The organism is Pantoea cypripedii, from assembly GCF_011395035.1.
Taxonomy (GTDB): domain Bacteria; phylum Pseudomonadota; class Gammaproteobacteria; order Enterobacterales; family Enterobacteriaceae; genus Pantoea; species Pantoea cypripedii_A.
Genome location: NZ_CP024768.1, coordinates 3,070,003 through 3,096,945, shown reverse-complemented (window position 1 = coordinate 3,096,945; position 26,943 = coordinate 3,070,003). Strand labels below are relative to the sequence as shown.

At 52.6% G+C, this 26,943-nt stretch carries 25 protein-coding genes, 6 tRNA genes and 1 other RNA gene; 14 read left to right on the top strand and 18 right to left on the bottom strand.

Features of this window, described 5'->3' with window-relative positions; genetic code table 11:
• The first annotated feature begins 1 nt into the window (after position 1).
• On the top strand, positions 2-220 hold the full coding sequence (locus CUN67_RS14470; RefSeq protein ID WP_084876217.1) for a DUF3820 family protein: 219 nt from the start codon (positions 2-4) through the stop codon (positions 218-220).
• A 30-nt stretch (positions 221-250) separates the two neighbouring features.
• On the opposite strand, the gene CUN67_RS14465 is transcribed toward CUN67_RS14470, so the two are convergent.
• The gene (locus CUN67_RS14465) at positions 251-1,255 is read right to left on the bottom strand and encodes a bile acid:sodium symporter family protein (protein ID WP_208715990.1); all 1,005 of its coding nucleotides are present in this window, start codon (positions 1,253-1,255) and stop codon (positions 251-253) included.
• A 99-nt stretch (positions 1,256-1,354) separates the two neighbouring features.
• Here CUN67_RS14465 and CUN67_RS14460 point away from each other — a divergent pair, with 99 nt between their 5' ends.
• Complete coding sequence (locus tag CUN67_RS14460) at positions 1,355-2,275, top strand: LysR family transcriptional regulator (protein ID WP_208715989.1); 921 nt, start codon at positions 1,355-1,357, stop codon at positions 2,273-2,275.
• On the opposite strand, the gene CUN67_RS14455 is transcribed toward CUN67_RS14460, so the two are convergent.
• The 6 genes from CUN67_RS14455 to CUN67_RS14430 all read right to left on the bottom strand — a co-directional run bounded on the left by CUN67_RS14455 (position 2,272) and on the right by CUN67_RS14430 (position 3,332).
• Positions 2,272-2,625 carry a FlxA-like family protein gene (locus CUN67_RS14455; protein ID WP_208715988.1) on the bottom strand — a complete coding sequence of 118 codons (354 nt, stop codon included), beginning with the start codon at positions 2,623-2,625 and terminating at the stop codon, positions 2,272-2,274. The genes CUN67_RS14460 and CUN67_RS14455 overlap by 4 nt on opposite strands.
• A 152-nt stretch (positions 2,626-2,777) precedes the next feature.
• A non-coding RNA gene (locus CUN67_RS14450) (RtT sRNA) lies at positions 2,778-2,914 on the bottom strand.
• 31 nt (positions 2,915-2,945) lie between these two features.
• Positions 2,946-3,021: transfer RNA gene (locus CUN67_RS14445), tRNA-Lys, on the bottom strand.
• 4 nt (positions 3,022-3,025) lie between these two features.
• A tRNA-Val gene (locus tag CUN67_RS14440) sits at positions 3,026-3,101 on the bottom strand.
• A 41-nt stretch (positions 3,102-3,142) separates the two neighbouring features.
• Positions 3,143-3,218 (bottom strand) — tRNA-Val (locus CUN67_RS14435).
• A 38-nt stretch (positions 3,219-3,256) separates the two neighbouring features.
• Positions 3,257-3,332: transfer RNA gene (locus CUN67_RS14430), tRNA-Val, on the bottom strand.
• Between the two features lie 272 nt (positions 3,333-3,604).
• On the opposite strand from CUN67_RS14430, the gene gltX reads away from it, so the two are divergent.
• The gene (gene gltX, locus CUN67_RS14425) at positions 3,605-5,026 is read left to right on the top strand and encodes a glutamate--tRNA ligase (RefSeq protein ID WP_208715987.1); all 1,422 of its coding nucleotides are present in this window, start codon (positions 3,605-3,607) and stop codon (positions 5,024-5,026) included.
• Positions 5,027-5,086: 60 nt separating this feature from the next.
• On the opposite strand, the gene CUN67_RS14420 is transcribed toward gltX, so the two are convergent.
• Together CUN67_RS14420 and CUN67_RS14415 are read right to left on the bottom strand one after the other, a co-directional pair.
• A complete protein-coding gene (locus CUN67_RS14420) occupies positions 5,087-5,440 on the bottom strand; it encodes a YfeC-like transcriptional regulator (protein WP_084876212.1) in 354 nt (117 codons plus the stop codon).
• A 111-nt stretch (positions 5,441-5,551) separates the two neighbouring features.
• The gene (locus tag CUN67_RS14415; RefSeq protein ID WP_208715986.1) at positions 5,552-6,340 is read right to left on the bottom strand and encodes a formate/nitrite transporter family protein; all 789 of its coding nucleotides are present in this window, start codon (positions 6,338-6,340) and stop codon (positions 5,552-5,554) included.
• Positions 6,341-6,678: 338 nt separating this feature from the next.
• Here CUN67_RS14415 and CUN67_RS14410 point away from each other — a divergent pair.
• From CUN67_RS14410 to CUN67_RS14385, 6 genes are all read left to right on the top strand, one after another.
• Positions 6,679-6,754, top strand: a tRNA-Ala gene (locus CUN67_RS14410).
• Positions 6,755-6,799: 45 nt separating this feature from the next.
• Positions 6,800-6,875: transfer RNA gene (locus CUN67_RS14405), tRNA-Ala, on the top strand.
• 686 nt (positions 6,876-7,561) lie between these two features.
• Positions 7,562-8,188 carry a hypothetical protein gene (locus tag CUN67_RS14400; RefSeq protein WP_208715985.1) on the top strand — a complete coding sequence of 209 codons (627 nt, stop codon included), beginning with the start codon at positions 7,562-7,564 and terminating at the stop codon, positions 8,186-8,188.
• A gap of 76 nt (positions 8,189-8,264) precedes the next feature.
• The gene (locus CUN67_RS14395; protein ID WP_208715984.1) at positions 8,265-9,041 is read left to right on the top strand and encodes a hypothetical protein; all 777 of its coding nucleotides are present in this window, start codon (positions 8,265-8,267) and stop codon (positions 9,039-9,041) included.
• A 647-nt stretch (positions 9,042-9,688) separates the two neighbouring features.
• Positions 9,689-10,132, top strand: a complete 444-nt coding sequence (locus tag CUN67_RS14390) for an STM2901 family protein (protein WP_208715983.1) — start codon at positions 9,689-9,691, stop codon at positions 10,130-10,132.
• Entirely contained in the window at positions 10,126-10,473 is a 348-nt protein-coding gene (locus tag CUN67_RS14385) for a DUF1493 family protein (RefSeq protein ID WP_208715982.1), read from the top strand. Before CUN67_RS14390 ends, CUN67_RS14385 begins: the two co-directional genes overlap by 7 nt.
• Positions 10,474-10,554: 81 nt before the next feature.
• Here CUN67_RS14385 and CUN67_RS14380 read toward each other — a convergent pair whose 3' ends face one another.
• The 5 genes from CUN67_RS14380 to CUN67_RS14360 all read right to left on the bottom strand — a co-directional run bounded on the left by CUN67_RS14380 (position 10,555) and on the right by CUN67_RS14360 (position 16,196).
• Positions 10,555-12,165 carry a rhodanese homology domain-containing protein gene (locus CUN67_RS14380; RefSeq protein ID WP_208715981.1) on the bottom strand — a complete coding sequence of 537 codons (1,611 nt, stop codon included), beginning with the start codon at positions 12,163-12,165 and terminating at the stop codon, positions 10,555-10,557.
• Positions 12,158-12,748, bottom strand: coding sequence for a cysteine dioxygenase (locus tag CUN67_RS14375; RefSeq protein ID WP_208715980.1), 591 nt, complete (start codon positions 12,746-12,748; stop codon positions 12,158-12,160). The genes CUN67_RS14380 and CUN67_RS14375 overlap by 8 nt, the downstream gene beginning before the upstream one ends.
• Positions 12,745-13,725, bottom strand: coding sequence for an ABC transporter substrate-binding protein (locus tag CUN67_RS14370; protein WP_208715979.1), 981 nt, complete (start codon positions 13,723-13,725; stop codon positions 12,745-12,747). Before CUN67_RS14370 ends, CUN67_RS14375 begins: the two co-directional genes overlap by 4 nt.
• Positions 13,725-14,813, bottom strand: coding sequence for an LLM class flavin-dependent oxidoreductase (locus tag CUN67_RS14365; RefSeq protein ID WP_208715978.1), 1,089 nt, complete (start codon positions 14,811-14,813; stop codon positions 13,725-13,727). Before CUN67_RS14365 ends, CUN67_RS14370 begins: the two co-directional genes overlap by 1 nt.
• Positions 14,814-15,005: 192 nt before the next feature.
• Positions 15,006-16,196 carry a NupC/NupG family nucleoside CNT transporter gene (locus CUN67_RS14360; protein WP_013509976.1) on the bottom strand — a complete coding sequence of 397 codons (1,191 nt, stop codon included), beginning with the start codon at positions 16,194-16,196 and terminating at the stop codon, positions 15,006-15,008.
• Between the two features lie 372 nt (positions 16,197-16,568).
• On the opposite strand from CUN67_RS14360, the gene CUN67_RS14355 reads away from it, so the two are divergent.
• The gene (locus tag CUN67_RS14355) at positions 16,569-17,810 is read left to right on the top strand and encodes an Nramp family divalent metal transporter (protein ID WP_208715977.1); all 1,242 of its coding nucleotides are present in this window, start codon (positions 16,569-16,571) and stop codon (positions 17,808-17,810) included.
• A gap of 31 nt (positions 17,811-17,841) precedes the next feature.
• Here CUN67_RS14355 and CUN67_RS14350 read toward each other — a convergent pair whose 3' ends face one another.
• Together CUN67_RS14350 and mgrA are read right to left on the bottom strand one after the other, a co-directional pair.
• The gene (locus CUN67_RS14350; protein ID WP_208715976.1) at positions 17,842-18,186 is read right to left on the bottom strand and encodes a DUF2502 domain-containing protein; all 345 of its coding nucleotides are present in this window, start codon (positions 18,184-18,186) and stop codon (positions 17,842-17,844) included.
• A gap of 159 nt (positions 18,187-18,345) precedes the next feature.
• Positions 18,346-19,335, bottom strand: coding sequence for an L-glyceraldehyde 3-phosphate reductase (gene mgrA / locus CUN67_RS14345; RefSeq protein ID WP_208715975.1), 990 nt, complete (start codon positions 19,333-19,335; stop codon positions 18,346-18,348).
• A 217-nt stretch (positions 19,336-19,552) separates the two neighbouring features.
• Here mgrA and CUN67_RS14340 point away from each other — a divergent pair, with 217 nt between their 5' ends.
• Positions 19,553-21,199 carry an alpha-keto acid decarboxylase family protein gene (locus tag CUN67_RS14340; RefSeq protein ID WP_208715974.1) on the top strand — a complete coding sequence of 549 codons (1,647 nt, stop codon included), beginning with the start codon at positions 19,553-19,555 and terminating at the stop codon, positions 21,197-21,199.
• Positions 21,200-21,361: 162 nt separating this feature from the next.
• Entirely contained in the window at positions 21,362-22,327 is a 966-nt protein-coding gene (glk, locus tag CUN67_RS14335) for a glucokinase (RefSeq protein ID WP_208715973.1), read from the top strand.
• 36 nt (positions 22,328-22,363) lie between these two features.
• Here the strand turns inward: glk and CUN67_RS14330 are convergent, their stop codons facing one another.
• Both CUN67_RS14330 and CUN67_RS14325 read right to left on the bottom strand, forming a co-directional pair.
• Complete coding sequence (locus CUN67_RS14330) at positions 22,364-23,092, bottom strand: LytR/AlgR family response regulator transcription factor (RefSeq protein WP_208715972.1); 729 nt, start codon at positions 23,090-23,092, stop codon at positions 22,364-22,366.
• Complete coding sequence (locus CUN67_RS14325; RefSeq protein ID WP_302882465.1) at positions 23,089-24,780, bottom strand: sensor histidine kinase; 1,692 nt, start codon at positions 24,778-24,780, stop codon at positions 23,089-23,091. Before CUN67_RS14325 ends, CUN67_RS14330 begins: the two co-directional genes overlap by 4 nt.
• A gap of 256 nt (positions 24,781-25,036) precedes the next feature.
• On the opposite strand from CUN67_RS14325, the gene CUN67_RS14320 reads away from it, so the two are divergent.
• A complete protein-coding gene (locus tag CUN67_RS14320; protein WP_208715970.1) occupies positions 25,037-25,561 on the top strand; it encodes a GNAT family N-acetyltransferase in 525 nt (174 codons plus the stop codon).
• Between the two features lie 118 nt (positions 25,562-25,679).
• Positions 25,680-26,912, top strand: a complete 1,233-nt coding sequence (gene alaC, locus CUN67_RS14315; protein WP_208715969.1) for an alanine transaminase — start codon at positions 25,680-25,682, stop codon at positions 26,910-26,912.
• The last annotated feature ends 31 nt before the right edge of the window (positions 26,913-26,943 follow it).

Here is a 26,943-nt window from a genome sequence, read left to right as displayed (position 1 = left end):
TATGGAAAAGCAGCAGCTGATTGAGATCGCCAACACGCCGATGCCTTTTGGTAAATACAAAGGCAGAATGTTGATCGACCTGCCAGAGCCTTATCTGCTGTGGTTTGCCCGTGGCGGTGAGTTCCCCGCCGGTAAACTCGGTGAGCTGATGCAGATAACGCTGGCGATCAAAATCGAAGGACTGGAAGGTCTGGTGAAGCCGCTGAAACGCAGTGAATAACAGAAGAAGGCCCGCATGCGGGCCTTTTTATCAGGATTTTTGCGCTTCAGCCCCTTGCTGTTGCGCCAGATGTTTTTCGTTGCTGGCTTTATAACGCTGTGCGATGAATGAACAGACCATCAGTTGTACCTGGTGGAAGATCATCAGCGGCAGCACGATAATCCCCACGCTGCTGGCCGGAAACAGGATATTGGCCATCGGCACGCCGTTTGCCAGGCTCTTTTTCGAGCCGCAGAACAACACGGTGATCTCGTCAGCACGTTTGAAGCCGAACAGACGTGAGGCCCCGAGGTTAATCAGCAGAACCACCACCAGCAACAACAGGCTGCCAGCCAGAATCCACAGCAGGGTATCCACACCCACGCGATGCCAGATGCCGTTCACCACCGCTTCACTGAAGGCGGAGTAAACCACCAGCAGAATCGAAGTCTGGTCGGTTTTGCCAATCAGGCTGCGATGTTTTTCTACCCAGCCCCCAATCCAGCGGCGTGAGATGTGACCAAGCACAAAAGGCACCAGCAATTGCAGCATGATTTTACCGATCTGCTCCAGACCATTACTCGGCGCATCGCTGTGTACATTCATCACCAGGTTGACCAGCAGCGGTGAAACAAAAACGCCGAGCAGACTGGAAGCAGAAGCGCTGCATACCGCTGCGGCGACGTTACCACCCGCCATTGAAGTAAAGGCGATGGCCGACTGTACGGTAGCAGGCAAAATGCACAGATAAATAAAGCCGGTGTAGATNTCGGTGCCAACATCAACCGGATGCCACCACACCAGCAGCAGGCCAAGGATCGGGAACAGTACAAAGGTGCTGCACATAATCCATAAATGCAGCCGCCAGTGGCTGCTACCGGCGATGATTTTTTCGCGTGATAGCTTAGCGCCATGCATAAAGAACAGCAGGGCGATGGCGGCGGTGGTCAGCCATTCGAAGAAATCGACAAACCCGCCTTTGGCCGGGAAGAAGCTGGCCAGCAGCACGGTGATGATGAGTTTGACCATCATCGGGTCGAGTCGTAAAAATCCCATTGTTACAATCCGGTTAAGCAAAAAATGATGTTGCTGATTGTGCGCTAGCTGGGTTTAGAAATAAAATTGATTTATTGCATCAATCTATGAGCGCTATCGATGAATTATACGCTACGCCAGTTGCGCACCTTTGTTGCTGTCGCGAAGTACGGCAGCTTTAGCCAGGCAGGGCAGGCGATTGGCCTTAGCCAGTCGGCGGTCAGCCACAGTATTAAAGAGCTGGAGGCGGATATGGGAGTGCGGTTGCTGGATCGTACCACGCGTGAAGTGCAGCTGACCGAAGCCGGCCAGCAACTGGCGACCCGGCTTGAGCGACTGCTGGAGGAGCTAAACACCACGGTACAGGATGTGCGCAGCTATGGTGAGCAGCGTAGTGGGACGGTGCGTGTCGCAGCCAGCCAGACTCCGTCTGCCCATCTGATGCCACAATGCCTCGCCAGCTGTCAGCAACACTATCCGGATATCCGCGTCATTCTGCATGATCGGGCGCAGCAATGGGTGCTGCAAAGCGTACGTAATGCGGAGGTCGATTTCGGCCTGATTATTGGGCCACTCAGCGATAGCGATTTTGATTATCAAACCATCATGAATGAGCCATTTTTATTGCTATGTCGGGAAGATGATGCGCTGGCACAGCTTGAGCGGCCACAATGGGCGATGCTGGATGGCCGCACCATGGTGTTACAGGATTATGCTTCCGGCAGCCGTGCGTTAATTGATGCCGCGTTGCAGCAGCAGTCGATTGCGGTGAATGTGGTGCAGGAGATTGGTCACCCGGCGACACTCTATCCGATGGTTGAGGCAGGAATTGGCATCAGCATCTTACCGGCGCTGGCGTTACCACTGCCTTCCGGACGGAAACTGACGGTGCGGCGGTTGTATCCTGAAATCAATCGCAGCCTGATGTTGATTAAACGCAGAAACCGCTCGCTGACACCGGCGGCAGAGGCCATCTGGCAGGAAGTGCGTCAGCAGGCAGAGCTGCTGACGCAACAACGTTCACTCAGACCGGCGTTTTAAACGTAAACGTTGATCTGATTGGTATCGGTAGGACGGTTGATTCCATCAGCCTTGGTGCTGGTGGAGGAGGAGGTATCCTGCTTTTGTTGCTGTTCCTGTTGCTGCTGGGCTTTTTGCGTCGCCTGCTGCTCGATTTGCGTGATCTGCGCCTCAATCATCTGAATCTGCGATTGAATCATTTGCTCCTGTGCTGATTTTTGCTCATCAGTCAGGGTGTCATCGCTGGACAGATCTTTGAGTTCTTTGGTGAGACTCTGGATTTGTTTATTCAGGCTGGCAATTTGTGAAGTGTTGCCGCCACTGCTGCTGCTACTACTGACACTGCTGGACACACTTGAAATGGTACTCATGGTTTTCTCCTTGCAATAGTTCACAGTCGTTATCGGCAAGGGGATAAAATCACATGAGGGCACAAAGCGTTAAGGTTGTGAAAGGAATTTGCAAAGTGGTGATGTTTTTTTCGCGCATAGCAAAAAGGCGCCTTTAGGGCGCCTTTCTACATTGGTGGGTCGTGCAGGATATGCCTCGGCCCATCCGGGGCCTCGCCCTGCGGGTGATGCTGGCGCATCAGCCTGAATCGCTCCCGGCGATTCAGTCGAACCTGCTGCAGGTTCTCATCCTGCACTTTGCGTGCATAGCAAAAAGGCGCCTTTAGGGCGCCTTTCTACATTGGTGGGTCGTGCAGGATTCGAACCTGCGACCAATTGATTAAAAGTCAACTGCTCTACCAACTGAGCTAACGACCCGAAGTGGTGGGTGATGACGGGCTCGAACCGCCGACCCCCTCCTTGTAAGGGAGATGCTCTACCAACTGAGCTAATCACCCACTTCGGTACTGCTTAACAAGAGTGTCATCTGACTAAGATATGGTGGGTGATGACGGGCTCGAACCGCCGACCCCCTCCTTGTAAGGGAGATGCTCTACCAACTGAGCTAATCACCCATATCTTATCTCTTGTTCACTGCGGGCCACCTTAAGAGTGGTGGGTGATGACGGGCTCGAACCGCCGACCCCCTCCTTGTAAGGGAGATGCTCTACCAACTGAGCTAATCACCCCCGCTGTGTGGAGTCGCATTATAGGGATCCTTCGAAGTGAGTCAACGCTTTTTAAAACATAAATGTGCGTTCGCTTTAAAATTAAACATCCTGTGGGGCTTTTAGCCAATGTGCTGGTTTTATTAGCAGAAAACTGGCGCTCTCCAGCAGTCCCCGCCGCGACAATCATTGAGGAATCACGGTCAGCTGCTAGAATATGCCCACTGTTTTTCGCGTTAACCTGTTTTTTGTCATCCAGACAATGAACCTCCGCGCATTTAAGGCAATGCTGAATGAAAATCAAAACTCGCTTCGCACCCAGCCCCACTGGCTATCTGCATGTGGGCGGTGCTCGTACTGCTCTTTACTCCTGGCTTTATGCTCGTCATAACAAGGGCGAATTTGTTCTGCGTATCGAAGATACCGATCTGGAGCGATCCACACCGGAAGCCATCGAAGCCATTATGGATGGCATGAACTGGCTGAGCCTCGACTGGAACGAAGGTCCGTACTACCAGACCAAACGCTTTGATCGCTATAACGCGGTGATCGATGAAATGCTGGTGGCTGGCACTGCTTATAAATGTTACTGCTCCAAAGAGCGTCTGGAAGCGTTGCGTGAAGAACAGATGGCGAAGGGTGAAAAGCCGCGTTACGACGGTCATTGCCGCGACAGCCATGAACATCATGCTGCCGACGAACCTTGCGTAGTGCGTTTTCGTAACCCGCAGGATGGCTCCGTCATTTTTGATGACCAGATTCGTGGTCCGATTGAGTTCAGCAACCAGGAACTGGATGACCTGATTATTCGTCGCACCGACGGTTCACCGACCTATAACTTCTGTGTGGTGGTGGACGATTGGGATATGGGCATCACCCACGTTATCCGTGGTGAAGACCATATCAACAACACACCGCGTCAGATCAACATCCTGAAAGCGATTGGTGCTGAAGTCCCTACCTACGCACACGTATCGATGATCCTCGGTGATGACGGGAAGAAACTCTCTAAACGTCATGGTGCCGTGGGGGTGATGCAGTATCGTGATGATGGCTACCTGCCGGAAGCGCTGCTCAACTATCTGGTGCGTCTGGGCTGGTCACATGGCGACCAGGAAATTTTCAGCGTGGCGGAAATGACCGAGCTGTTTACCCTCGATGCGGTGAGCAAATCGGCCAGTGCCTTCAATACTGAAAAATTGCAGTGGCTGAACCATCACTACATTAATACCCTGCCGCCGGAATATGTGGCGACGCACCTGCAGTGGCATATTGAACAGCAGAACATCGATACCCGTACCGGCCCGGAACTGGCGAAGCTGGTTACCCTGCTGGGCGAGCGTTGCAAGACGCTGGTGGAAATTGCGGCATCCTGCCGTTACTTCTATGAAGAGTTCGATGCCTTTGATGCTGACGCTGCGAAGAAGCATCTGCGTCCGGTGGCGCGTCAGCCGCTGGAAGTCGTGCGTGACAAACTGGCTGCCATCAGCGACAACGACTGGACCGCAGAGAATGTGCATCATGCCATTCAGGGCGCCGCAGACGAACTGGAGCTGGGGATGGGTAAAGTGGGCATGCCACTGCGCGTTGCCGTAACCGGTGCGGGTCAGTCCCCGGCGCTGGATGTGACTGTCCAGGCCATTGGTCGCAGCCGTAGCGTAGCGCGTATTGAAAAAGCGCTGGCATTTATTACTGAGCGCGAAGCCCAGGCATAATGTTCCGCGCTAACATCTGACGGGCATAAAAAAAGCCGGAAGCATCTGCTCCCGGCTTTTTTATTTTTCCTGAATTCCCAGCCGTTGTAACACGCCTCTGATCCCTTCCCGTAGCAGAAGAGCCACCAGTTGTTCCTGTTCGGCTGCCGTCATTTGCTGGACAGAATTTATTAATAACGCAGGTAACGTATTTTGCTGTGCACCGTAATGAGCTGCCGGTTCGTTCGCATGGCGGGTGGATTGGATAAAGCTTTTCACGCGTTCATCAATATGGATCAATCGCGCCTTACCGCCCTGTACACCGGGCTTTGGCGTGGTTGTCCAGTTTTCGCGTTTAATCCATTTGTTCACAGTCTGCCGACTGTAGCCCGTTTCCAGCGCGAGTTCTTCGGGTGTTAGCCATTCCTTTTTCACGACGCTTTCCCTGTTAAATACATTAGCTCTACATATTACAACAAAACGTTACAGGAAAAAGTAATCACGACGGAAAATGCCTTCCGCCATCTGGCAAAAGGCATAAATCGATTAAGAGGCTTCGGTGGCTGCTGCCTGCGCCGGACGGAAGGCGATGAAGTAGGTCAGACCGACAAAAATTGCGCCGCCAACGCCGTTACCGAGGAACACGGCAACGAAATTCGGCAGGTATTCCGCCCAGCTGAGTTGTCCGGCAAAAATCGCGGCAGGCACGATAAACATGTTCGCCACCACGTGCTGGAAACCAATCGCGACGAAAGCCATCACCGGGAACCACATGCCGAAAATCTTGCCCACGACATCTTTACTGGCGAAGGCCAGCCAGACGGCGAGACACACCAGCCAGTTACAGCCAATACCGGAGATAAAGGCATGCAGGAAGTCAGCATTCACTTTAGCGGTGGCAATCGCGACGGTTTTCTTCAGGTAATCGCCTTCGGTCATGCCGAGCATATGACCGAAGAACCAGGCCACGGCGATACTGCCGAGGAAGTTGGCAATGGTGACCCAGAACCAGTTACGCAGCAGACTAAAACCGCTGATGCGGCGCGCGAACCAGGCAATCGGCATGGTCATCATATTACCGGTCAGCAGTTCACCACCGGCCAGCACGGTCAGAATCAGCCCGACGGGGAACACCGCCGCACCGAGAAATCCGCCAAAGGAACCCCAGTTGGCAGGGAGTTGGTTAATCACATGGAGATCGAGCAGAAAGCCGGTAGCAATGAATGCACCTGCCATAAAGCCGAGAATCAATAAGGTTGAAACGGACGCCTGGCTTTTAACCACGCCAGACTGAATCGCCAGCTGGGCGATCTCTTTTGGTGTATGCAGCGACATAAACTCACTTTTCTTTTATTGGCAAAGGGAAGGTGCTAACCGGCAAAAGGTTAAACCCTGGTCGGTGACCGGTTAATTAGCGTGCTAAGTTTACACTCCCTTTTAATGAAAACAAGATTTCTCCTAACATGATTAACGCATAATTAACCTGGCGGGTTGTGGCGGGGGAAGGGGGGATGCCTGGCAAAAGCCTGGTGATGATGAAAAAAAAGCCAGCGCGGCGCGGGTTTGCCGCCTTTTTCAGCGATTGAACACAGAACCGAAATTTGACGTTGACACCCAGGAATGGGTTTCATATTATGCCGTCCGTCGAGGTGACTCGGCGGTTTTTTCGGTTCGGGGCTATAGCTCAGCTGGGAGAGCGCTTGCATGGCATGCAAGAGGTCAGCGGTTCGATCCCGCTTAGCTCCACCAAACTTCTTCCCAGGGGTTTGGCACTGAAAAAACGATTCCAGATGTGGGGGTATAGCTCAGCTGGGAGAGCGCTTGCATGGCATGCAAGAGGTCAGCGGTTCGATCCCGCTTATCTCCACCACTCATCCTGATTCATTGCAATCAATCAATTACCTGATTTCACATGAGTCACTTAAACTTTGAAATTGCCGCATGTTTGTTAGTTGGCGATTTGAGAGTCTATCATCCGTGCGGCCTGTAGTTAAGAGCTTCGAACAGGTATCATCTCAGAACTCGAAAGCTAATGACGAGCCTCCGTCTCTAAAAATCCTCTCAAGAACTTTCATTCGTTCCACACTTAGCGCGGTGTTCCGTAATGCCATGTCGTGAGACAGAACAGGGAATAAACAGGCGATAGATGGGAATCCTAACCAGATCGGGAAAATATCTGGCTCTGCCACGGTTTCAGCCACCGGACTATAACGGCTACCTGATAAGAGAATGAGTGAAAGCAGAACACAGATGACGCCTACGGCGCTGATCGGTTAATACCCCATCACGGCGCTTATTGGCTTCTATTGTCCTCAGTCTGATAGCAAACTAAAATAGCTCGAAACTTGGCCGATGGTGCGGTATGCGTAAAAAACAGAGGTTGCAGGTAGTCGAAAGGGAGGGGGGCCTGATGAAAAACTTAAGAGAGCGCCTGAGATAAAAGTGAGTCGCAAGCACTATCGCAAGATGCGACTGCAAGAGTAGGATGATGACACTTTGGATCGCGATTCTCTATAGCATTTCAAATCTATCTAATAATGACTAAGACGGACGATAATGAAGAAAATAGCTACCTGGTGTAAATACGCTCTTATTTATTCGGCAGGTTTTTTGACAAGTTTTAGTGGCGCACTGGAAAGTTTGGTTAAAATTCCGGCTTCGTATTCAGAACTTAAAAAAACGTATCTATATGACACGGATTTCCTTAGTGGACACTGGTCAACTAATGCTGAGTATTTATTGAATAATGGGGATTCTGGATTAGATATTAACCAGCCCAAAATGATTCTCAACTTTGATGTTTCTGATGATGGGAGCGTAAAGGGAGAGATTTTGAGCAAGGAAATTTGTGATGCTCTACCAATTACTTACGTAATCATTCTTGAGAGTGGGGAGCCGGGAATCAGAGACTTCTTTTTCGATAGGAAATTCTATTTAGAGCAATTGCATGAAGGAAAAATGCAAGCTGTCGCAGTTTTAAAACTGGTCAAGAAAGACAAGAAAAATTCCGCGATAAAGTTTAAAGTAGTAGGTGGTGGTAGTTTTTTACCTAAAGAGATAACATTTGGTAAAAATCTCCCTCAATATAAGGATGATTTTAAAGTGCTTTCTGATTATTGTGCCGAGTCTCCAGAGAAGTTTTGGAAAGAATACTTCCTAAAGCAAGGTAAATCCTTTAAGTAAAATCTCTGATTTAATCTCAAGTCAATGTATGGTGGCAGTGTACCGACTTTGACATGTTTTTTCAGTGAGGAATAGAATGATTGGAATCTGTAAACTTTGTTTGGAAGTGAGAGAGTTGCAACAGTCACATATAATACCCAGAAGCTATTTCAAAAACCTAAAAAAGGAAGACGGTAAGATTGTAGTGTTAGAGGAAGGAAAAAAAAGCATTACTGGAAACTTCGACCCTAAAGAACCAATGTTATGTCGTGCATGTGAACAATTCTTATCAATAAACTATGAACATTATGGGATAAGAGTTTTAAGAGATCATAAAAATTTCCGCAAAAATTCAAATCACATCGTAATTTCATCATTTGATTATAAACGATTCTACCTTTTCTTAATCAGTATCTTATGGCGCGCATCAGTTGCAAAGCATATCCACTATGATAATGTGCATGGGAGTGAAGAAATCGATGACATTTTGAGACTTTGTATCTATCAAAATGATATTAATCTAGATAAGAGATATGGCTTAAAACTTGATCACTTCATGAGAATGTCCATTTTCAGGATAGTTGACAGCACTCAATCAATTAAAGATGAAGTTATAAAGGTTTTGTTGTCAAATATCATTCAAAAAAATGTGGACAGTTCTGGTGGGGTAATGTGGTATTTTATGGTTGAAGGATTCATTGTATTTTACCATTTGTCTGTTGGTAAGGATTTGCATGAGATTAGAACGTTACGTTTTCATTCTCAATTGAAGAAAGGAAGTCATCAGAAAATAATGAAACTTGAGATTACTAAGAGTGAAATCTTAATAGAGCTTTTTAGAAGTATGATCGAAGCAGCTAGGCAAGATGATTAGTGTTTGTAATGAAAATATATTGGCAGTTTTAGCACCAATAAAGGTTCAATTAAAGCTGTTATTTACCCTATTAAATACGATTTAGAAATACATTAAGGTTTTTATAAATATTAATAAAATCAATATCTTAAGCGATAATTGGTTGTTTGTATCTGCTTTTTACCCTCATTCATCCCCTCATAAAAAAATTTACCTCAGTCTGTTCATCTGGCCAATTTTTCTTATCTCATTTAGTCAACTTTGATGTCTGAGTGATTCCCTAGAGACTACCCAACCCCGCCTACACGATTAACAATTGGCAGGTCATTAACCAGCAATCAGCCTGCATAAATATCATCGTCTCCATTGGATATCCTTTAAGCAGTTTCCATACTCGATAATCATTATCATTTAGATTTGGCAAAATATCTTGATGCTTTTTCTGCCGTCATCAGACCAGTTGCCATGACAGTGCGCACTGCCAGCAAGCCCGCGCCAGCACTGGATAATTTGTCGATTTCAGGGGGTTTTAAACATAATAGCTGTTGTTGGTATTTGACCTATAGAAGCACCGCTGAAACAGCTCCGCTTTATGCTATTGAACAAACTAGACTGGTCGAAAAATGTTCTGTAGTATAAGAAATTCTTAATGAAAGGGAGTTTCAGGAATGGATACGACGGAGCAGCTAAATGGGACATACTTCTACAAGGGATTAACCAATCTTACCGCTGGTGAGTTGTTCTTTTTTGTCTTTCTGGAAGAAGCTCAAAAGCAGCTTGGTGCAGGTGATGTGGTGGCTCTGGCTCTTATCATCTTAGGGCAGCCAACTCAAAGTACCAGAGGAAAGCCTGCTGGAGCAACGCCAGGAACATCAATTCTCAGTGAAAATCTTCGACGCTGGTTAAAGTTTCGTGTCAACCGTTGGCCCACACTGACAAACGAAAGCATCCGACACTTACGCTTTAGCTATGTGACTAATCTGGGAGCCTTTGCTGGTCGCTGGATACCGGTTTTGGGCATCGCTTTTATGATGAATGATGTTGCGCGGATAGGGTTTAATACTCTCAATACTTATAATCAAATTGCCAGAGAGGGTGATCGCTTATGGTGAAAGATATCGAAAAAGCGGTTATTGAATGGTATGCGAAAACCTACAACAGCAAGCCTCTCTTTGCCAAAACTAAACCCGTATTGACGCCTGCAACGAGTCTGAACATGGGAAAATATCCCTGGGCGAGGGAGACAGGCGACGAAATCATGAAAGACTACTTCCAACGTTTTAATGTTGACACCAGTGACTTTAATTTCATTGCATACTGGCCCTATGAGAAGGGAATGCTACCTAATTTTCTTCGCCCGAAGTCGCAAAAAATCACTCAGGTGGAGCCTAAATCACTCACCATTCATATGCTGATCGAATCCGCCAAAGCCGGGCGTTGGCTGTTTGATTAATCAACAGTCTGCATAACCGTAGCGGCGCGATTTTTCGATATTGCACATAAAATTGCGCGATAAATCGCGCCGCTACGAATGTTACTGCCCCTCAGCAATCGGCTTTAGCACGCGGAACCCATGTGTCCCATCGCGGTCCAGTTGTGCCACCAGGCCATATTCCCAGTCGAGATACGCTTGCATCACCGCGGGTTCGATATCGGTGCCTTCATAGGGACGGCGATAACGATCTATCGCTGGTGACAGCAATTGTTGCGATCCCTGCTCAGTTGGCAGACCCGCAGCGCGCCAGGCGGTGTTGCCTCCGGCCAGGAGATAGACCGGCTTCCCGCTCAGCTCTGCGATCTGTTGCACGGCATAGCCCGCCAGCAGGCTGCTGCCGCAGGTCAGTACATAACGTTGCGCCTCGGGAAGTAACGCTTTGCCCTGTTGTTGCAGGGTTGAGCGCAGCAGCCAGGCGGCACCAGGGATATGACTGTTGAGATGATTGGCGTGCGTGGTGAAATCCAGCACCTGAGTTTGCCCCTCATCCAGCCAGCTGGCGAGCTGGGTGGGTGAGACAAATTCAGCATGGGCGGTGGGTGGTACCTGTGCCTGCCATGCTCCGGTGGCGCTGAAGTCACTGGCCTGCAATCCATCCAGCACCGCGACCTGCCAGCCAAGTTGAGCCAGCCAGGATGCCGCCATGTTAGCGCGGACGTTGTCATCATCGATCAGCACGATGCGGGCTCCACGAACGCTGGAGTAATGATCGGTCTCCTGCACCAGTTGCCCGCCGGGTACATGGCGGCTGCCAGGCAGATGGCCTGCTGCATATTCCTGCGCATCACGCACATCGAACAGATAGACGGTGCGGTTGTCCTGCTGAAGACCCGGTAGCGCAGAGAGATGAATACGCTCCACGCCTGCCTGGTCAGCCAGCTGACGAGCTTTAAAGGCGGCCTGTCGCTGGGCGGTTTCGCTGGTGGTACCATAGCGGCGCGCCTGTCCTGTATCGAGCGGATGTCCGGCCAGCGTCCAGCCGATGGTGCCGTTGCGCAGTGCATAAACCGGGTTACGGATACCAGCATTGACCAGCGATTGCGTGCCTATAATGCTGCGGGTACGACCCGCGCAGTTAACGATCACCGTGGTAGTCGGTGAAGGGGCCAGATCGCGTACCCGCAGCACCAGTTCACCACCCGGCACGCTGGTTGCGCCGGGAATACTCATGGTCTGGTATTCATCAAAACGACGCGCATCCAGCACCACCACATTGTTGCCGTTTTCCAGCAACGCATGCACCTCGTCAGCCGATAGTGACGGCGTCTGGTTATGATGCTCCACCAGTTCACCAAAAGCTTTGCTGGGTGAGTTGACGTCAATAAACAGCTCTCCACCCGCATCCTGCCAGCCCTGCAGATCGTCAGCCAGCAGCGCGACGTTGTGATACCCCAGCGCAGCTATGCGCTCCGCCGCCGTTTGTGCCAGACCTTCGCCGTTATCATATAAAGTGATGGCCGTCTCACGCCGGGGAATACGATCCAGCCACTCCAGCTCCAGTTTGGACAAGGGAATGTTCACCGCAAACAACGGATGACCAGTGGCATACAACGCTTCGTCGCGGACATCCACCAGCGCCACTTCCTGCTGCTGGCGCAGCGCTGCAATAATGTCGGCCGTCTGGCGCAACGGGAAAACCGATTTAGTCATGTGAAAGATCCCAGATGTTGGGTAAATAACGGTTGCTGTAACCGGAGATAAACACGTTTTCGCTGCCGTCTTCACGATATACCGCGCGCTGAACCGCGCCGATATTTGCGCCATAAACGTGGATGCTGATGGAGACGCGATCGTCAAACGCATTGCTGACACGATGGATATCGCCCACGGTGGGTGACACCGCTTCAACGCTGCCCGGCTCCAGACGCACTGGCGAGCCTTCTGGTTGTAATCCCTGTGGCCCGGGTTGCCACGACTGCGAAATTTCCGCGCCGCGTAACATGCCAATCAAACCCCAGACGCGATGGTCGTGAATCGGGGTTTGCTGGCCCGGTCCCCAGACAAAACTCACCACCGAGAAGCGTTGCTGTGCATCGGCGTAGAGTAAATATTGTTGATAATGCTGCGGATGTGGCTGGGTGAAGGCTTCATCCAGCCAGTCATCATGACGGATTAACTCACTCAGCCAGCTGCTGCCGCGTTGCAAAATAGTGTGTTCATCGGGCTGGCTATCGAGCAACTGCGCCAGATGGCTGACAAAGGTCCGTAAACGATGGTGCTGAAGCTCACTCACGATTTATCCCCCTGGGCACTTTTCGCTACCTGGTTGGCTCCTGCCGCGAGGCTGAAATCAAAGGCTTTGCTGACATCGACCTGTTTTGGCAGCACCTGGTAGCGGTGGAAGAAATCCGCTGATTTTTGCAGGGTGCCGATCAGGCTGGCATCAAACACCAAAGGACGGATGCGCGCATCAGCGATCCAGCTGGCAGTAATGTTGGTTGGCATGTTGAGGGTTTTACCCAGCACACGGGCGAATTCTTCGGGATGATGCTGTGCCCAGATCTGAGCTTTGGCTAAGCGCACCAGCAAATCGGCAATGGCTTTGCGCTTTTCCGGATTGCTCAACGCTTCATCGCGCGCCAGCGCGTAAGAGTAGCCAGACATAATCCCCTTGCCGCCCCCCTGCGGTACACGTACCGTGCCATCCACGACCGTGGAGGTGGCAATGTATGGTTCCCACGGTGCCCAGGCGGCTACTGCGCCGGAAGTTAACGCGGCGCGGCCATCAACCGGCCCCAGAAAGCGCAGCGTAACGTCGTCAGGTTTCAGGCCTGCGCGTTCCAGCAGGCCAAGAATCAGATAGTGGCCCCATCCGCCACGATTCACCGCAATTTGTTTGCCTTTCAGATCCTGCAGGCTGTGCACCCCGGCATTGGGACGGGTGAGCAGGGCGATGCTATCGGGATTGTTCTGCCACGCCCCCACGGCTTTAACCGGCGCGCCAGCGGCATAGACAAACAGGAAGGGAAGGTCGCCGGTGAAACCGACATCCAGCGCCCCTGCGTTCAGGGCTTCCTGCACCGGTGCACCAGAATCAAACGCCGTCAGTTTAAGATCGTATGGCAGGTTGTTGAGCTCGCCTGAGGCTTTCAGCGCGGCAAAGCGGTCGCCTTTGACATCCCCCAGCCGCAGGGTGACTTTTTCTGCCGCAAACAGCGGATTAAGGGATAACGCCAGGGTCAGACTGGCAAATAAAGCAGCCAGGCGCATCAGGCGCTCCTTTTTTCTTTGTTATCAAGCGCTGCCACTTTTTCCCGCGTCAGCGGCAGCAACTCACGACCATATTCCACCACGTCATTGAGCGGATCGAAGCCGCGAATCAACACGTTGTGGATGCCGAGGCGATAGTAATCGAGCAGCGCATCAGATACCTGTTCTGGCGTTCCCACCAGCGCTGTCGAGTTGTAGCCACCCTGCACCAGTTTGGCGACGCCAGTCCACAGCACTTTATCCAGCCTATCGCCTTCATTCGCGGCAGCCAGCAGGCGTTGCGCACCGACGCTCTGTGGTTTCGGCAAACCGAAGGTATACCCTGTTTCCGCCAGCTGCTTTTCGGCGGTTGCGCGGATATATTCGGCGCGTTCCCAGGCTTCTTTTTCGGTTTTGCCGAGGATCGGACGGAAGGAGATATTAAAATCGATGTTCCTTCCCTGTTTCGCCGCTGCGGCCCGCACGTTGCGAACCGTTTCTTCTGCGCCTTTAAGCGGCTCGCCCCACAGCGCAAACACATCCGCATGACGCGCGGCGACGTCAATAGCTTCGACAGAAGAACCGCCAAAGTAGATCGGCAGCTTTTTCTGCAAGGGTTTGATGGCGGAAAAGGCCTGTTCGGCCTGATAGTACGTTCCCTGGTGGTCGTAGGGCTGAGTCGATTCCAGACTCTGCTTCAGCACCGTCAGAAACTCATCGGTACGCGCATAGCGTTCGGTTTTGTTGCGAAAATCGCCGTCGCGACGTTGTTCGCTATCACTACCGCCACTGATGATATGCACCGCCAGACGGCCATCGGTCAGATGATCGAGCGAAGCCAGTTTACGTGCGGCCAGCGTGGGTGCGACAAAACCAGGGCGGTGTGCCAGCAGGAATTTCAGCTTTGTAGTGTGTGCCGCCGCGTGAGCGGTAACCAGAAAGCCATCGGGTTGATCGGACCAGTAACCGACCAGAATACGGTCAAATCCAGCGTCTTCATGGGCGCGAGCAAAACGGGCGATGTAATCTTTGTCAAATAACGAGCCGCTGGCCGGGATGATCTCGGAGGCGAGACGGTGGCCAATCATGCCAAGGAATTGAATGCTCATGCTGTTCTCCTGATATGAGGTCAGGGAGAAAAGCTACGGGTGCAGGCGGTGGCAACGGAAATTCAATATTGTGCAAAGGTTTTGCGTGGCGCGGCGAAGCAGGAGCGGGCGTGGCGAGCGGTGGGGAAAATTGAGATATAACGGATAGGAATAATTAAGAAGGGAAGGGCGAGCCGCAGCTCGCCCTGTGCATCAGAATGCCAGCACCAGTCCGGCAATCGCGGCAGAAAGCACGCTCACCAGGGTGGAACCGTACAGCAGCTTCAGACCAAAGCGGGAAACCACGTTACCCTGTTCTTCGTTCAGGCCTTTAATCGCGCCAGCAACAATGCCGATAGAAGAGAAGTTGGCGAAGGAGACGAGGAACACCGACAGAATGCCTTCAGCATGTGGAGAAAGCTGGCCGGCAATTTTCTGCAAATCCATCATCGCAACGAATTCGTTAGAAACCAGTTTGGTTGCCATGATGCTGCCAACCTGCAACGCTTCGTTAGATGGCACGCCCATCACCCAGGCAAACGGGTAGAATACATAGCCCAGCACGCCCTGGAAGCTGATACCGAAGATCACGTCAAACAACGCATTCAGGCCGGAAATCAGGGCGATAAAACCGATCAACATCGCTGCAACGATAATGGCAACGCGGAAACCGGCCAGGATGTACTCACCCAGCATTTCGAAGAAGCTCTGGCCTTTATGCAGGTCCTGCAATTGCAGATCTTCTTCACTATCAACGCGGTACGGGTTGATCAGCGACAGCACGATAAAGGTACTGAACATGTTCAGCACCAGCGCGGCGACCACATATTTCGGCTGCAGCATGGTCATGTAGGCACCGACAATCGACATCGACACCGTTGACATCGCGGTGGCGGCCATGGTGTACATGCGGCGCTGTGACATTTTGCCGAGGATATCCTTATAGGCGATAAAGTTTTCTGACTGTCCCAGAATCAGAGAGCTGACGGCGTTAAAGGATTCCAGTTTGCCCATGCCATTGATTTTTGACAGCACGGTACCGATGCCACGAATGACCCAGGGCAGGATACGAAAGTGTTGCAAAATACCGATCAGGGCAGAGATAAAGACGATCGGGCACAGAACATTGAGGAAGAAGAAGGCGAGGCCTTTTTCATTCATGTTGCCGAACACGAAGTTGGTGCCTTCTGCTGCGTACTTCAGCAGATGGTCAAACAGGCCAGCAAACCCTTTTACGAAGCCGAGGCCCGCTTCAGAGTTGAGGAAGAACCAGGCAAGCAGAACTTCAATCACCAGAAGCTGAACGATATAGCGAATACGGATGCTTTTACGATCGTGACTGACCAGCAAGGCCAGCACGGCTACCACCACCAATGCTAAAAGAAAGTGCAAAATATGGGACATGTCGGCTCCAAATTTGAGGAGGGTTGTATTTTGCTGCGTATTCTATGTAACGCGTTACTTAAAAACGAGATCTAAACCACATTATAAGTATTCGGTATCGACATATTTCTCGGATTAGTCTCAGCCATCACAAGTTCTTCACACCTCCTTTACAAGAAAAATAACCACAAAGTGATTGTCTATAAAATAAGCCGAGGGTAGATTAAATTCTGTTGTGTAAATTTTGGCAAAACCTGGCTTTACCGCAAGATATAGCAAAGGCTATACTTTATAGCATCATCTATTAAAGCGATAACTATAACCATTTTTCACTTGCCTTGAATGCCCCGTAATCTGTACGGGTAAACAAGCGTTAAGACAGGGTCAAAAACTATGTCAGAAAGCCGCACCGCAGAGCGCGCCGCTCGCGGAGCCAGAAAGGTTAAACTTGCGTTGCTGGGACCGGCCTTCATCGCGGCCATCGGTTATATCGATCCTGGTAACTTTGCCACCAATATCCAGGCGGGGGCTGCCTACGGCTACAAATTGCTGTGGGTGGTGGTCTGGGCAAACATTATGGCTGCGCTGATCCAACTCATGTCGGCCAAGCTGGGTATCGCCACCGGCAAAAATCTCGCGGAACACATCCGTGACCGCTTTCCGCGTCCGGCAGTATGGTTCTACTGGGTTCAGGCCGAAATCATCGCCATGGCCACCGATTTAGCAGAATTTATTGGGGCTGCGCTCGGCTTTAAGCTGTTACTGGGTATCTCACTATTGCAGGGGGCGGTGCTGACAGGCATTGCCACTTACCTGATTCTGATGCTGCAAAATCGCGGGCAAAAACCACTGGAACTGGTGATTGGCGGCCTGCTGATGTTTGTCGCGGCGGCTTATATTGTCGAGTTGTTCTTCTCACAGCCGAAGGTCAGTGAACTCATCACCGGCATGGCGCTGCCATCGTTGCCGACTTCTGATGCGGTGTTCCTCGCGGCCGGGGTGCTGGGTGCGACCATTATGCCGCATGTGATTTATCTGCATTCGGCGTTGACCCAATACGGTAATCAGGGCACCAAAGGACAGCGTTACTCCTCCACCAAACTGGATGTGGCTATTGCCATGACCATCGCCGGATTTGTTAACCTGGCGATGATGGCAACTGCCGCGGCAGCCTTTCACTTTAGCGGCCATAGCGGTATCGCCGATCTTGATCAGGCCTATCTGACGCTGCAACCGCTGTTAAGCCACGCGGCGGCAACGGTATTTGGTTTGAGTCTGGTGGCAGCGGGTCTTTCTTCCACCGTGGTCGGCACGCTGGCCGGGCAGGTGGTGATGCAGGGGTTTATCCGTTTTCATATCCCGCTGTGGCTGCGTCGCACCATTACTATGCTGCCTTCCTTTATTGTTATCTGGGCAGGCTGGGATCCGACACGGATTCTGATACTCAGCCAGGTGTTGCTGAGTTTTGGTATCGCACTGGCGCTGGTGCCGCTGCTGTTTTTCACCGGCAATCGTGCGCTGATGGGTGAGGAGATGGTCAACTCACGTCTGATGCAAACCATTGGCTGGGTGATTGTGGTGCTGGTGGTGACGCTGAATATCTATCTGCTGGTCGGACAGGCGCTGGGGTTATAAAAAAGGTGCGCATCAAGCGCACCCCGACAGATCATCGATGGTCATGATGACCAGGTCCACGACCAGGATGGTCGTAACGATGTTCATAACGCCAGCGTTCATGGCGGCGACGCTCACGTTCACGCTCCCAGGCCTGATGACGACGCCATTCTTCATGTCGCCACCAGCGGTGGTCATGGTAGCGATAACGATCGTTCCACCAGCGCGGTTCGCGCCAGCGACCGCCGTCCCAGTAATAACCACGATTATCGCGGTCGCCTAATTGCAGGGTGATGCCGGGTGCCAGGTTAATGGTGGCGCCACTGGCATGGGCTGTGTGTAGGGCCAGGGGTGACAGCGTTGCCAGCAAGGCGGCAAACAAAATTCCACGTTTCATAATTCTCCTTTGCGGCAGCTTATCGGTTGCTGCCGTTGCGCTAGTTTGCCATATCGGACCAGTAAAGCTTTAAGAAGCAGTCCGAAAGCGCTGAGGAAAGTCTGAAATAAGAGTTTTCTGCTGAGGAAGGCGCCCGGCGCTCACCGGGCGGGAAAGCGGTTACATCAAAATAGCGGCGATAGCCTGAAGTTCTGCCTGGCTCAGCTCTGGCTGGCTCAGCATGTCGACGGCATCATCAATTTGCGCGGTTTTGCTGGCGCCAATTAATACCGAGGTGACACGCGCGTCGCGCAGCACCCAGCTCAGCGCCATCTGCGCCAGTTTTTGCCCACGTTGCTGGGCGATGGCATGCAATGCGCGAACTTTCGCCATTTTTTCCTGCGTCAGCTGATCTTCACGCAGAAACTTACTGCCGCTGGCCACACGCGAATCTTCGGGGATCCCCTGCAAATAGCGATCGGTCAGCACGCCGCTAGCCAGCGGCGAGAAAGCGATACAACCCACACCCTGCTCGCCAAGTACATCCAGCAGCCCCTGCTCCGGCGTGCGTTCAAACATCGAATAACGTGGCTGATGAATCAGGCAGGGCGTGCCCAGATCACGCAGGATGGCAATCGCCTCGGCGGCTTTCTCTGCCGGATAATTTGAGATCGCGGCATACAGCGCTTTACCCTGGCGTACCACCTGATCCAGCGCCCGCATGGTTTCCTCCAGCGGCGTTTCGGGGTCCGGGCGGTGATGATAAAAGATATCCACATACTCCAGCCCCATCCGTTTCAGGCTTTGATCGAGACTGGAAATCAGATATTTGCGTGAACCCCAGTCGCCGTAAGGGCCGTCCCACATGGTGTAACCGGCTTTGGTGGAGATCACCAGCTCATCGCGGTAGCCACGAAAATCTTCCCGCAGAATACGGCCAAAATTCTCTTCTGCGGAACCCGGCGGCGGCCCATAGTTATTCGCAAGGTCAAAATGCGTGATGCCACGATCGAAGGCATGGCGCAGCAGCGTCCGGCTGTTATCAACCCTGGTGCTATCACCAAAGTTGTGCCAAAGGCCGAGAGAAATAGCGGGCAATTTCAGGCCGCTACGTCCACTGCGGCGGTATTGCATTTGTTGATAGCGTTCGGGATGGGGAAAAGCAGTCATGCAGCGTTCCTGTCGCAAAGGGAAGGAGAAAGTGTCATTAGCATAGCAGTGTATGCGTTTACACTAATGGCAAACGCGCGGGGGATCGCAACTTACAGATTTTTCCTTCAACGTAACGATCGCTTGCCAGATCTTTCTGAGTAACTTCGGTTAAAACTCAACCAATTCAGCCTCATCGGTAATACTCCTGATATAACCCACAAAGGAGTAGCTGCGCATGAAAACGTTTAAAGTTGGCGAATACTTGTTGTTGCGTTTACAGCAGGCGGGCATCCGGCACTTATTCGGGGTGCCGGGCGATTACAATTTACAGTTCCTGGATAGCGTGATTGAACATCCGGAGATGACCTGGGTGGGGTGTGCCAATGAGCTGAACGCGGCTTATGCTGCGGATGGCTATGGCCGCTGCAACGGCGCGGCCGCGTTGCTGACCACTTTTGGCGTCGGCGAGTTGAGCGCGATTAACGGTATCGCCGGGAGCTATGCGGAATATGTTCCGGTTATTCATATTGTTGGTGCGCCAGCCAGCGAGGCACAACGGCAGGGGGATTGCGTCCATCATTCGCTCGGCGATGGAGATTTTCGCCACTTCAGCCGGATGGCGCAAGAGGTCTGTGCTGCGAGCGCGGTGCTGACGGCGGAGAATGCGGTTCAGGAAATTGATCGTGTGATCAGTGAGGCGCTTCATCAACACCGGCCCGGTTATCTGTTGATGGCGGTTGATGTGGAGCAGGCTGAGGTTGAACTGCCGTCGCTGCCATCCTCTGTCAGCACGCCTGCTTCGGCAGCAGAGGCGTTTGCAAGGGCGGCGGAACGATTGCTGGCTTCAGCACAGCGCGTGGCGCTGCTGGCCGATTTCCTTGCATCCCGCTGGCAATTGCAGGCTCAGCTGGCGGCGCTACGCCAGATTCGCGCCATTCCCGCAGCCACCTTATTAATGGGCAAAGGGGTGCTGGATGAGCAGCAAGCGGGTTTTGTCGGCACCTACGCCGCTGAAGGCAGCACGCCGCAGGTGCAGTCGGCGATTGAGGAGACTGACGTTACGATCTGTGTTGGTGTGCGTTTCACCGATACCTTAACCGCGGGTTTTACCCAGCAACTGCCCGCTGCCAGACTGATCGATCTGCAACCTTTCCATGCGATGGTTGCCGGGGAAACCTTCGCCCCGCTGACCATGGCGCAAGCGCTCAGCGCGCTGGAACCGCTGTTCAAACAATATGGCGCGCAGTGGGCGCTGGGACAAACCCCGATCAGCACGAGCGAGCCGGTTGATGACGCATTAATCACGCAAAACGCTTTCTGGCAGGCGATGCAGCAGTTTTTGCAGCCCGGTGATATTATCCTGGCCGATCAAGGCACTGCCGCCTTTGGTGCTGCGGCGCTGCGGTTGCCGCAGGATGCCCAGTTGCTGGTACAGCCGCTGTGGGGATCGATTGGCTATACTTTACCGGCAGCCTTTGGTGCGCAAACCGCGCGAGCGGACCGCCGCGTGATTTTAATCATCGGCGATGGCTCGGCGCAGTTAACCATTCAGGAACTGGGCTCGATGCAGCGCGATGGTCAGCAGCCGATTATTTTTCTTCTGAATAATGAGGGCTATACCGTCGAGCGGGCGATACACGGTGCGCATCAGCGTTACAACGATATCGCCCAGTGGAACTGGACCGCGTTGCCACAGGCGCTCAGTCTGGAGGGGGCTGCACAAAGCTGGCGCGTCAGCGAAACGGTGCAACTGGAAGGGGTGATGGCGTTACTGGCGCGCAGCGAGCATCTGTCGCTGGTGGAAGTGGTGCTGGATAAGGACGACCTTCCGCCATTGCTACGCAAGGTGACTGCCTCGCTCCATCAGCGCAACGGCGGCTGAGTTTCGGACAGTTGCCTCTGTGCAGTCAGCCGGGTGCATGTCAGGATGTGCCCGCACCTGAGTGAATACGCCCATCTGACGCACTGATGGGCGTTGTTGTTTTATTGGCAGGCTTTTATAGTGTCCTGCAATTATTTATGACCCAAGCGGAGCAGCAGAAGAATGACAAAATACGCCCTGGTCGGCGATGTGGGCGGTACTAACGCCCGTCTCGCCCTGTGTGAGGTGGAAACCGGTGCCATCTCCCAGGCCAAAACATTCTCAACATCAGACTATGACAACCTTGAAGCGGTCATCCGTCACTATCTGGATGAGCAGAAACAGGACATCAAAGATGGTTGCATCGCCATCGCCTGCCCGATTACCGGCGACTGGGTCGAAATGACCAATCATGACTGGGCCTTCTCCACGAAGCAGATGAAAGAGAGCCTCGGTTTTGCCCATCTGGAAATCATCAATGATTTCACCGCGATTTCGATGGCGGTGCCGATGCTGGCAGAAAACGATGTGATTCAGTTCGGCGGCAAAGCGCCGGTGCAGGACAAACCGATCGCCATCTATGGTGCAGGCACCGGGCTTGGTGTCAGCCATCTGGTCCACGTGGATAAACGTTGGGTGAGCCTGCCAGGTGAGGGCGGTCACGTTGATTTCGCCCCCAACAGCGAAGAAGAGGGCGAGATTCTGGAAGTATTGCGGGCGGAGCTGGGCCATGTCTCGGCGGAGCGCGTGTTGTCCGGTTCCGGGCTGGTCAACCTGTACCGCGCCATCGTTAAATCGGATCAGCGTGAACCGGAAAACCTGAAGCCGAAGGATGTCACCGAACGCGCACTGAAAGACAGCTGCATTGATTGTCGTCGCGCCCTGTCGCTGTTCTGCGTCATCATGGGACGCTTCGGCGGTAACCTGGCGCTCAACCTGGGCACCTTTGGTGGCGTTTATATTGCCGGTGGTATCGTGCCGCGTTTCCTCGACTTCTTTAAAGCCTCGGGTTTCCGTGCCGCGTTTGAAGATAAAGGTCGCTTCCGCGATTACCTGGTGGATATCCCGGTTTATATGATCACGCACGATCAACCGGGTCTGCTCGGTGCCGGTGCCCACCTGCGCCAGACACTGGGTCGCGTGCTGTAATCCTTCACAGGCGAACGGCTGAAGACGTCGTTCGCCTTACAAACGCATCAATTGCCGGAAGGCTTTCACCTTGCTGCGGCTCACCGGGACCTGCGCGTCCAAATCACGGAGTTTCACCAGATAGGTATTGTTAAACCAGGGTTCGATTTCGCGAATTTTACTCAGGTTGACGCAGTACGAACGGTGACAACGAAAGAAAGCGGATTCGGGCAGACGGCTGCAAAACTCACTGATGGTCATCGACATCACGTAGGCTTCACGTCGCGTATAAACGAACGTCAGCTTCTCGTGCGCTTCGACATAATAAATATCGTTGATGTCGGTCACGATGATGCGCTCATCTTTTACCAGATTCACCGTCTGCGGAACGCTGGATTGCGGATTGCTGGCGGGCGATTGCTGCTGTTGCCAGCTGGCTTCCAGTTTGTTGAGCATGGTGATAATGCGCGACTCGTGATACGGCTTCAGAATGTAGTCAAAGGCTTCCAGCTCGAAGGCTTCCACCGCATGTTCTTTCCAGGCGGTGATAAACACGATCAACGGTTTGTGCGCGAACTGATTAATGTTTTGCGCCAGCAACATGCCATCCAGTGACGGGATATTGATGTCGAGGAAAATGACATCGACACGATGGTTTTGCAGATATTTCAGCACTTCCAGACCGTCATCAAAACAGGCTTCAATGCTGATCTGGCTATGATGCTGAATCATCCAGCTCAGCTCCTGCTGCGCCAGAAACTCGTCTTCGACAATGATGGCTTTCACGCTGAGGTTTCCGTCTGGCTGACAAGCGGTGTGGGCAACCGGTGGCCATTTTTGCTAAGGGTAAAGGAAATTTCGGTGCCGGGCTGATGACGCACGATGGTTAATCCCTGGCCGGAAAGCAGTTTCACCCGATGATGCACATTAAGCAGGCCGATTTTATTACCGGGCATTTCGTCACGCGCCACGCGCGCCATCACGTCGTCGCTAATGCCGGCTCCGGTATCACGCACTGACACGCGCACCTGGTCGCCCAGGTCTTTCACGCTGAGCGTGACCACCCCTTTACCACGGCAGGGCTGAATGCCGTGCACAATGGCATTCTCCACCAGTGGCTGGATCAGCAGGCTGGGCAGGGTGAAATGCAGATCTTCATCGACATCGTAAATCATCGACAGTTTGTCACCGAAACGTGCCTGTTCGATCGCGATATAATCCTTCACCTGCCACAGCTCTTTCTTGATATCGATAGGTTCGTCATCATTCAGTTCCAGGTTATAGCGCAGGTAGCGTGACAAATTGATCACCAGTTGCCGGGCGGTATCGGGATTGAGGCGAATCGAGGCGGAGATTGCGTTCAGCGCGTTAAACAGGAAATGCGGGTTGATCTTGCTTTGTAACGCGCGCAGCTCAGCTTTGTTTGCCATCTCACGCAGCTGCTCAGCACGCGACACTTCCAGCTGGGTGGAGATGATTTGCGACAGGCCAACCGCCATCTCTTTCAGCGATCCGGTGATGCGATGCGCGCGACGATAATAGATTTTTAGCGTCCCGGTGACTTCCCCTTTTTCCCAAAGGGGAATAACCAGCATCGAGTGGATATCTTTGGTTCGGTGCGCTTCGTCATTATTCTTGATGATAATTTTTCGGCTGGTGATCGCCTGGGCGGTGGTGGGGCTGAGGCCGTCATCCCCATCGTGATAGTTTTCTTCGCCATAGCCGACGTAGGCAAGAATCTGTTTGGTATTGGTGATCGCCACCGCATCCGCATGAATTTCGCTGCGTATGATGTCGCAAATCTGGTGCAATGAATCGCTGTTGACCTGGCGAAACAGCGGCAGCGTTTTGTTAGCAATCTCCAGCGCCAGCTTGGCCTGGCGGGCCGCAATCGCCTCTTTTTCCCCTTCAACGCTCTGCACCAGCAGTACGATTAACCCGATGCTGGATGCGCCCAGGATCATCGGCAGTGCAATCTCGGAAACAATATCGAGACCGAGCGACATCGGTCTGGCCCACAGCACAATCAACAGCATGGTCAGGGTTTCACACAACATGCCACCGAGAATACCCGCACGCCAGCGCTGCTCCTTGCTGACCCGGCGATTAATCGCCCCTGAGGCGATACCGGCAATGATGCTGGTGATCAGACAGGGAATCGAAGTAATGCCATGAATATCAATCAGAAAGCGGTGTAATCCGGCAATAACGCCCGTGGCGATGCCCACCCAGGGGCCAAATAAGATGCCACCCGACATCACCGCAATCACGCGCACATTAAGCAGTGAACCATCGACATCAATACCTGACCAGGTGCTGAACAGCGCAAACAGCGAGAAGATTGCCGTCACCACCACTTTTTCCTGACGCGAGTGCTCATCTTTTTGCAACAGCTGGCGAAACGCCCGGGTACGGGTGAGGAAAAACAGGCAAATCAGCATCAGTGCGGCGCGGTCAAAAACCGCCAGCAGCATGTCAAAGTGAGAGGGCACAGGCATCTCGTCGCTAACGAAAAAGGGTTAGGGCTATGATAAAAAATGTGATCGAGATCTGCCAGCGCCCTGGCAGGCTCCGGGCACTTCTTATGGCCAGGATCAATTTTTAACGGCCAGAAAACAAAAAGAGGAAATCCTGAGTGCTAAAAAGAGGATTATCTTTTCCCGGTAGTTGCGACTTCCGGTCACTGGTCCGGTTTGTTATGTTGGCCTAAGCCTTTTTCGGAGTGTAACCATGCAATTAGTCACTGCTCGTTTGACCCTCAGCCGGTTGCAACCGGAAGACTGGCAGATCTTTAAAGCGGTCCACGAAGATGCCGCGACCATGACCTGGGTCAGTGAGATCCCCGACGAGGAGGATATCCGGCAGCGCTTTACCGAACGTCTTGCCCCCTGGCTGGTCACCAGTTTTCATATGCTGTGCCTGGTCGCCCGTCTGCGCGACAGCGGAGAGGCCATCGGCTTGTTTGGTTGTAACCCCGAATGGGAGCCAAATCGCCAGGCTGAAGTCGGTTACATGATGTTGCACCGCTTCACCGGGCAGGGTTATGGCAGTGAGGCGTTGGGCGCGCTGTGCACGTTTTTGTTCCAGGCGGAATTTCATAAACTAAAAGCGCTGGTGGTGGAGGGGAATTGGCCGTCACGACGCATTCTGGAGAAGAATGATTTCGCGCTGGAGGGGATTCTGCGGGATAATTATCTGCTAAATGGCCAATGGGTAAACGATTGGGTGTTCGGCCGCCTGAATCCACAAAAATAAAAAAATTATCTTCGGCGCTCGACAATCCGGTTATCGCCGCGTTATGTTCTTGGTTCGGTCACAGCAGTGACCCACGTCGCTCGGACGGTCCGGGCGCTAACGTACTCCAGAGGACATCATGGCTGATAACAGCACACCCCGTCGTTTTTCCCGTATTGAACGCCTTCCCCCTTACGTTTTTAACATCACCGCTGAATTGAAGATGGCTGCGCGTCGGCGCGGCGAAGACATCATCGATTTTTCGATGGGGAACCCGGACGGCCCTACGCCGCCGCATATCGTGGAAAAGTTGTGCCAGGTGGCGCAGCGTGACGACACCCATGGTTACTCCACCTCCAAAGGTATTCCGCGTCTGCGTCGTGCTATTTCGCGCTGGTATGCGGACCGCTATCAGGTGGATATCGATCCGGAGTCCGAAGCCATTGTTACCATCGGTTCGAAAGAGGGGCTGGCGCATCTGATGCTGGCGACGCTCGACCATGGCGACACCGTGCTGGTGCCGAATCCCAGTTATCCCATTCATATCTACGGCGCGGTGATTGCCGGTGCACAGGTCCGTTCTGTGCCGCTGGTAGCGGGCGTCGATTTCTTTAACGAACTGGAACGCGCGATTCGCGAAAGCTACCCGAAACCGAAGATGATGATCCTCGGCTTCCCGTCGAATCCAACCGCGCAGTGCGTCGAGCTGGACTTCTTCGAGCGGGTAATTGCGCTGGCGAAGCAATACAACGTGCTGGTTATCCACGATCTGGCCTATGCCGACATTGTTTACGATGGCTGGAAAGCCCCGTCTATCATGCAGGTGCCGGGTGCTCGTGATGTGGCGGTGGAGTTTTTCACCCTGTCGAAAAGCTACAATATGGCGGGCTGGCGTATCGGCTTCATGGTCGGCAACAAAGAGCTGGTGGCGGCGCTGGCACGTATCAAGAGTTACCATGACTACGGCACCTTTACACCGTTGCAGGTGGCGGCGATTGCTGCGCTGGAAGGCGATCAGCAATGCGTTCGCGACATCGCCGAGCAATATAAACGCCGTCGTGATGTGCTGGTGAAAGGACTGCATGAAGCGGGCTGGATGGTGGAGATGCCAAAAGCCTCCATGTATGTCTGGGCGAAAATACCTGACCACTATGCGCATCTCGGTTCGCTGGAGTTTGCCAAACTGCTGCTACAGGAAGCTAAAGTGTGCGTGTCACCGGGTATCGGCTTTGGTGATTACGGCGATACTCATGTGCGTTTCGCACTGATTGAAAACAGTGACCGTATTCGTCAGGCGGTGCGCGGCATTAAAGCGATGTTTCGTGCGGATGGTATTTTGCCGGGAACGTTGAAGGTAACAGAAGAAGAGTAGAATTTTTGAGCAAAGGGCGACAGTGTTGTCG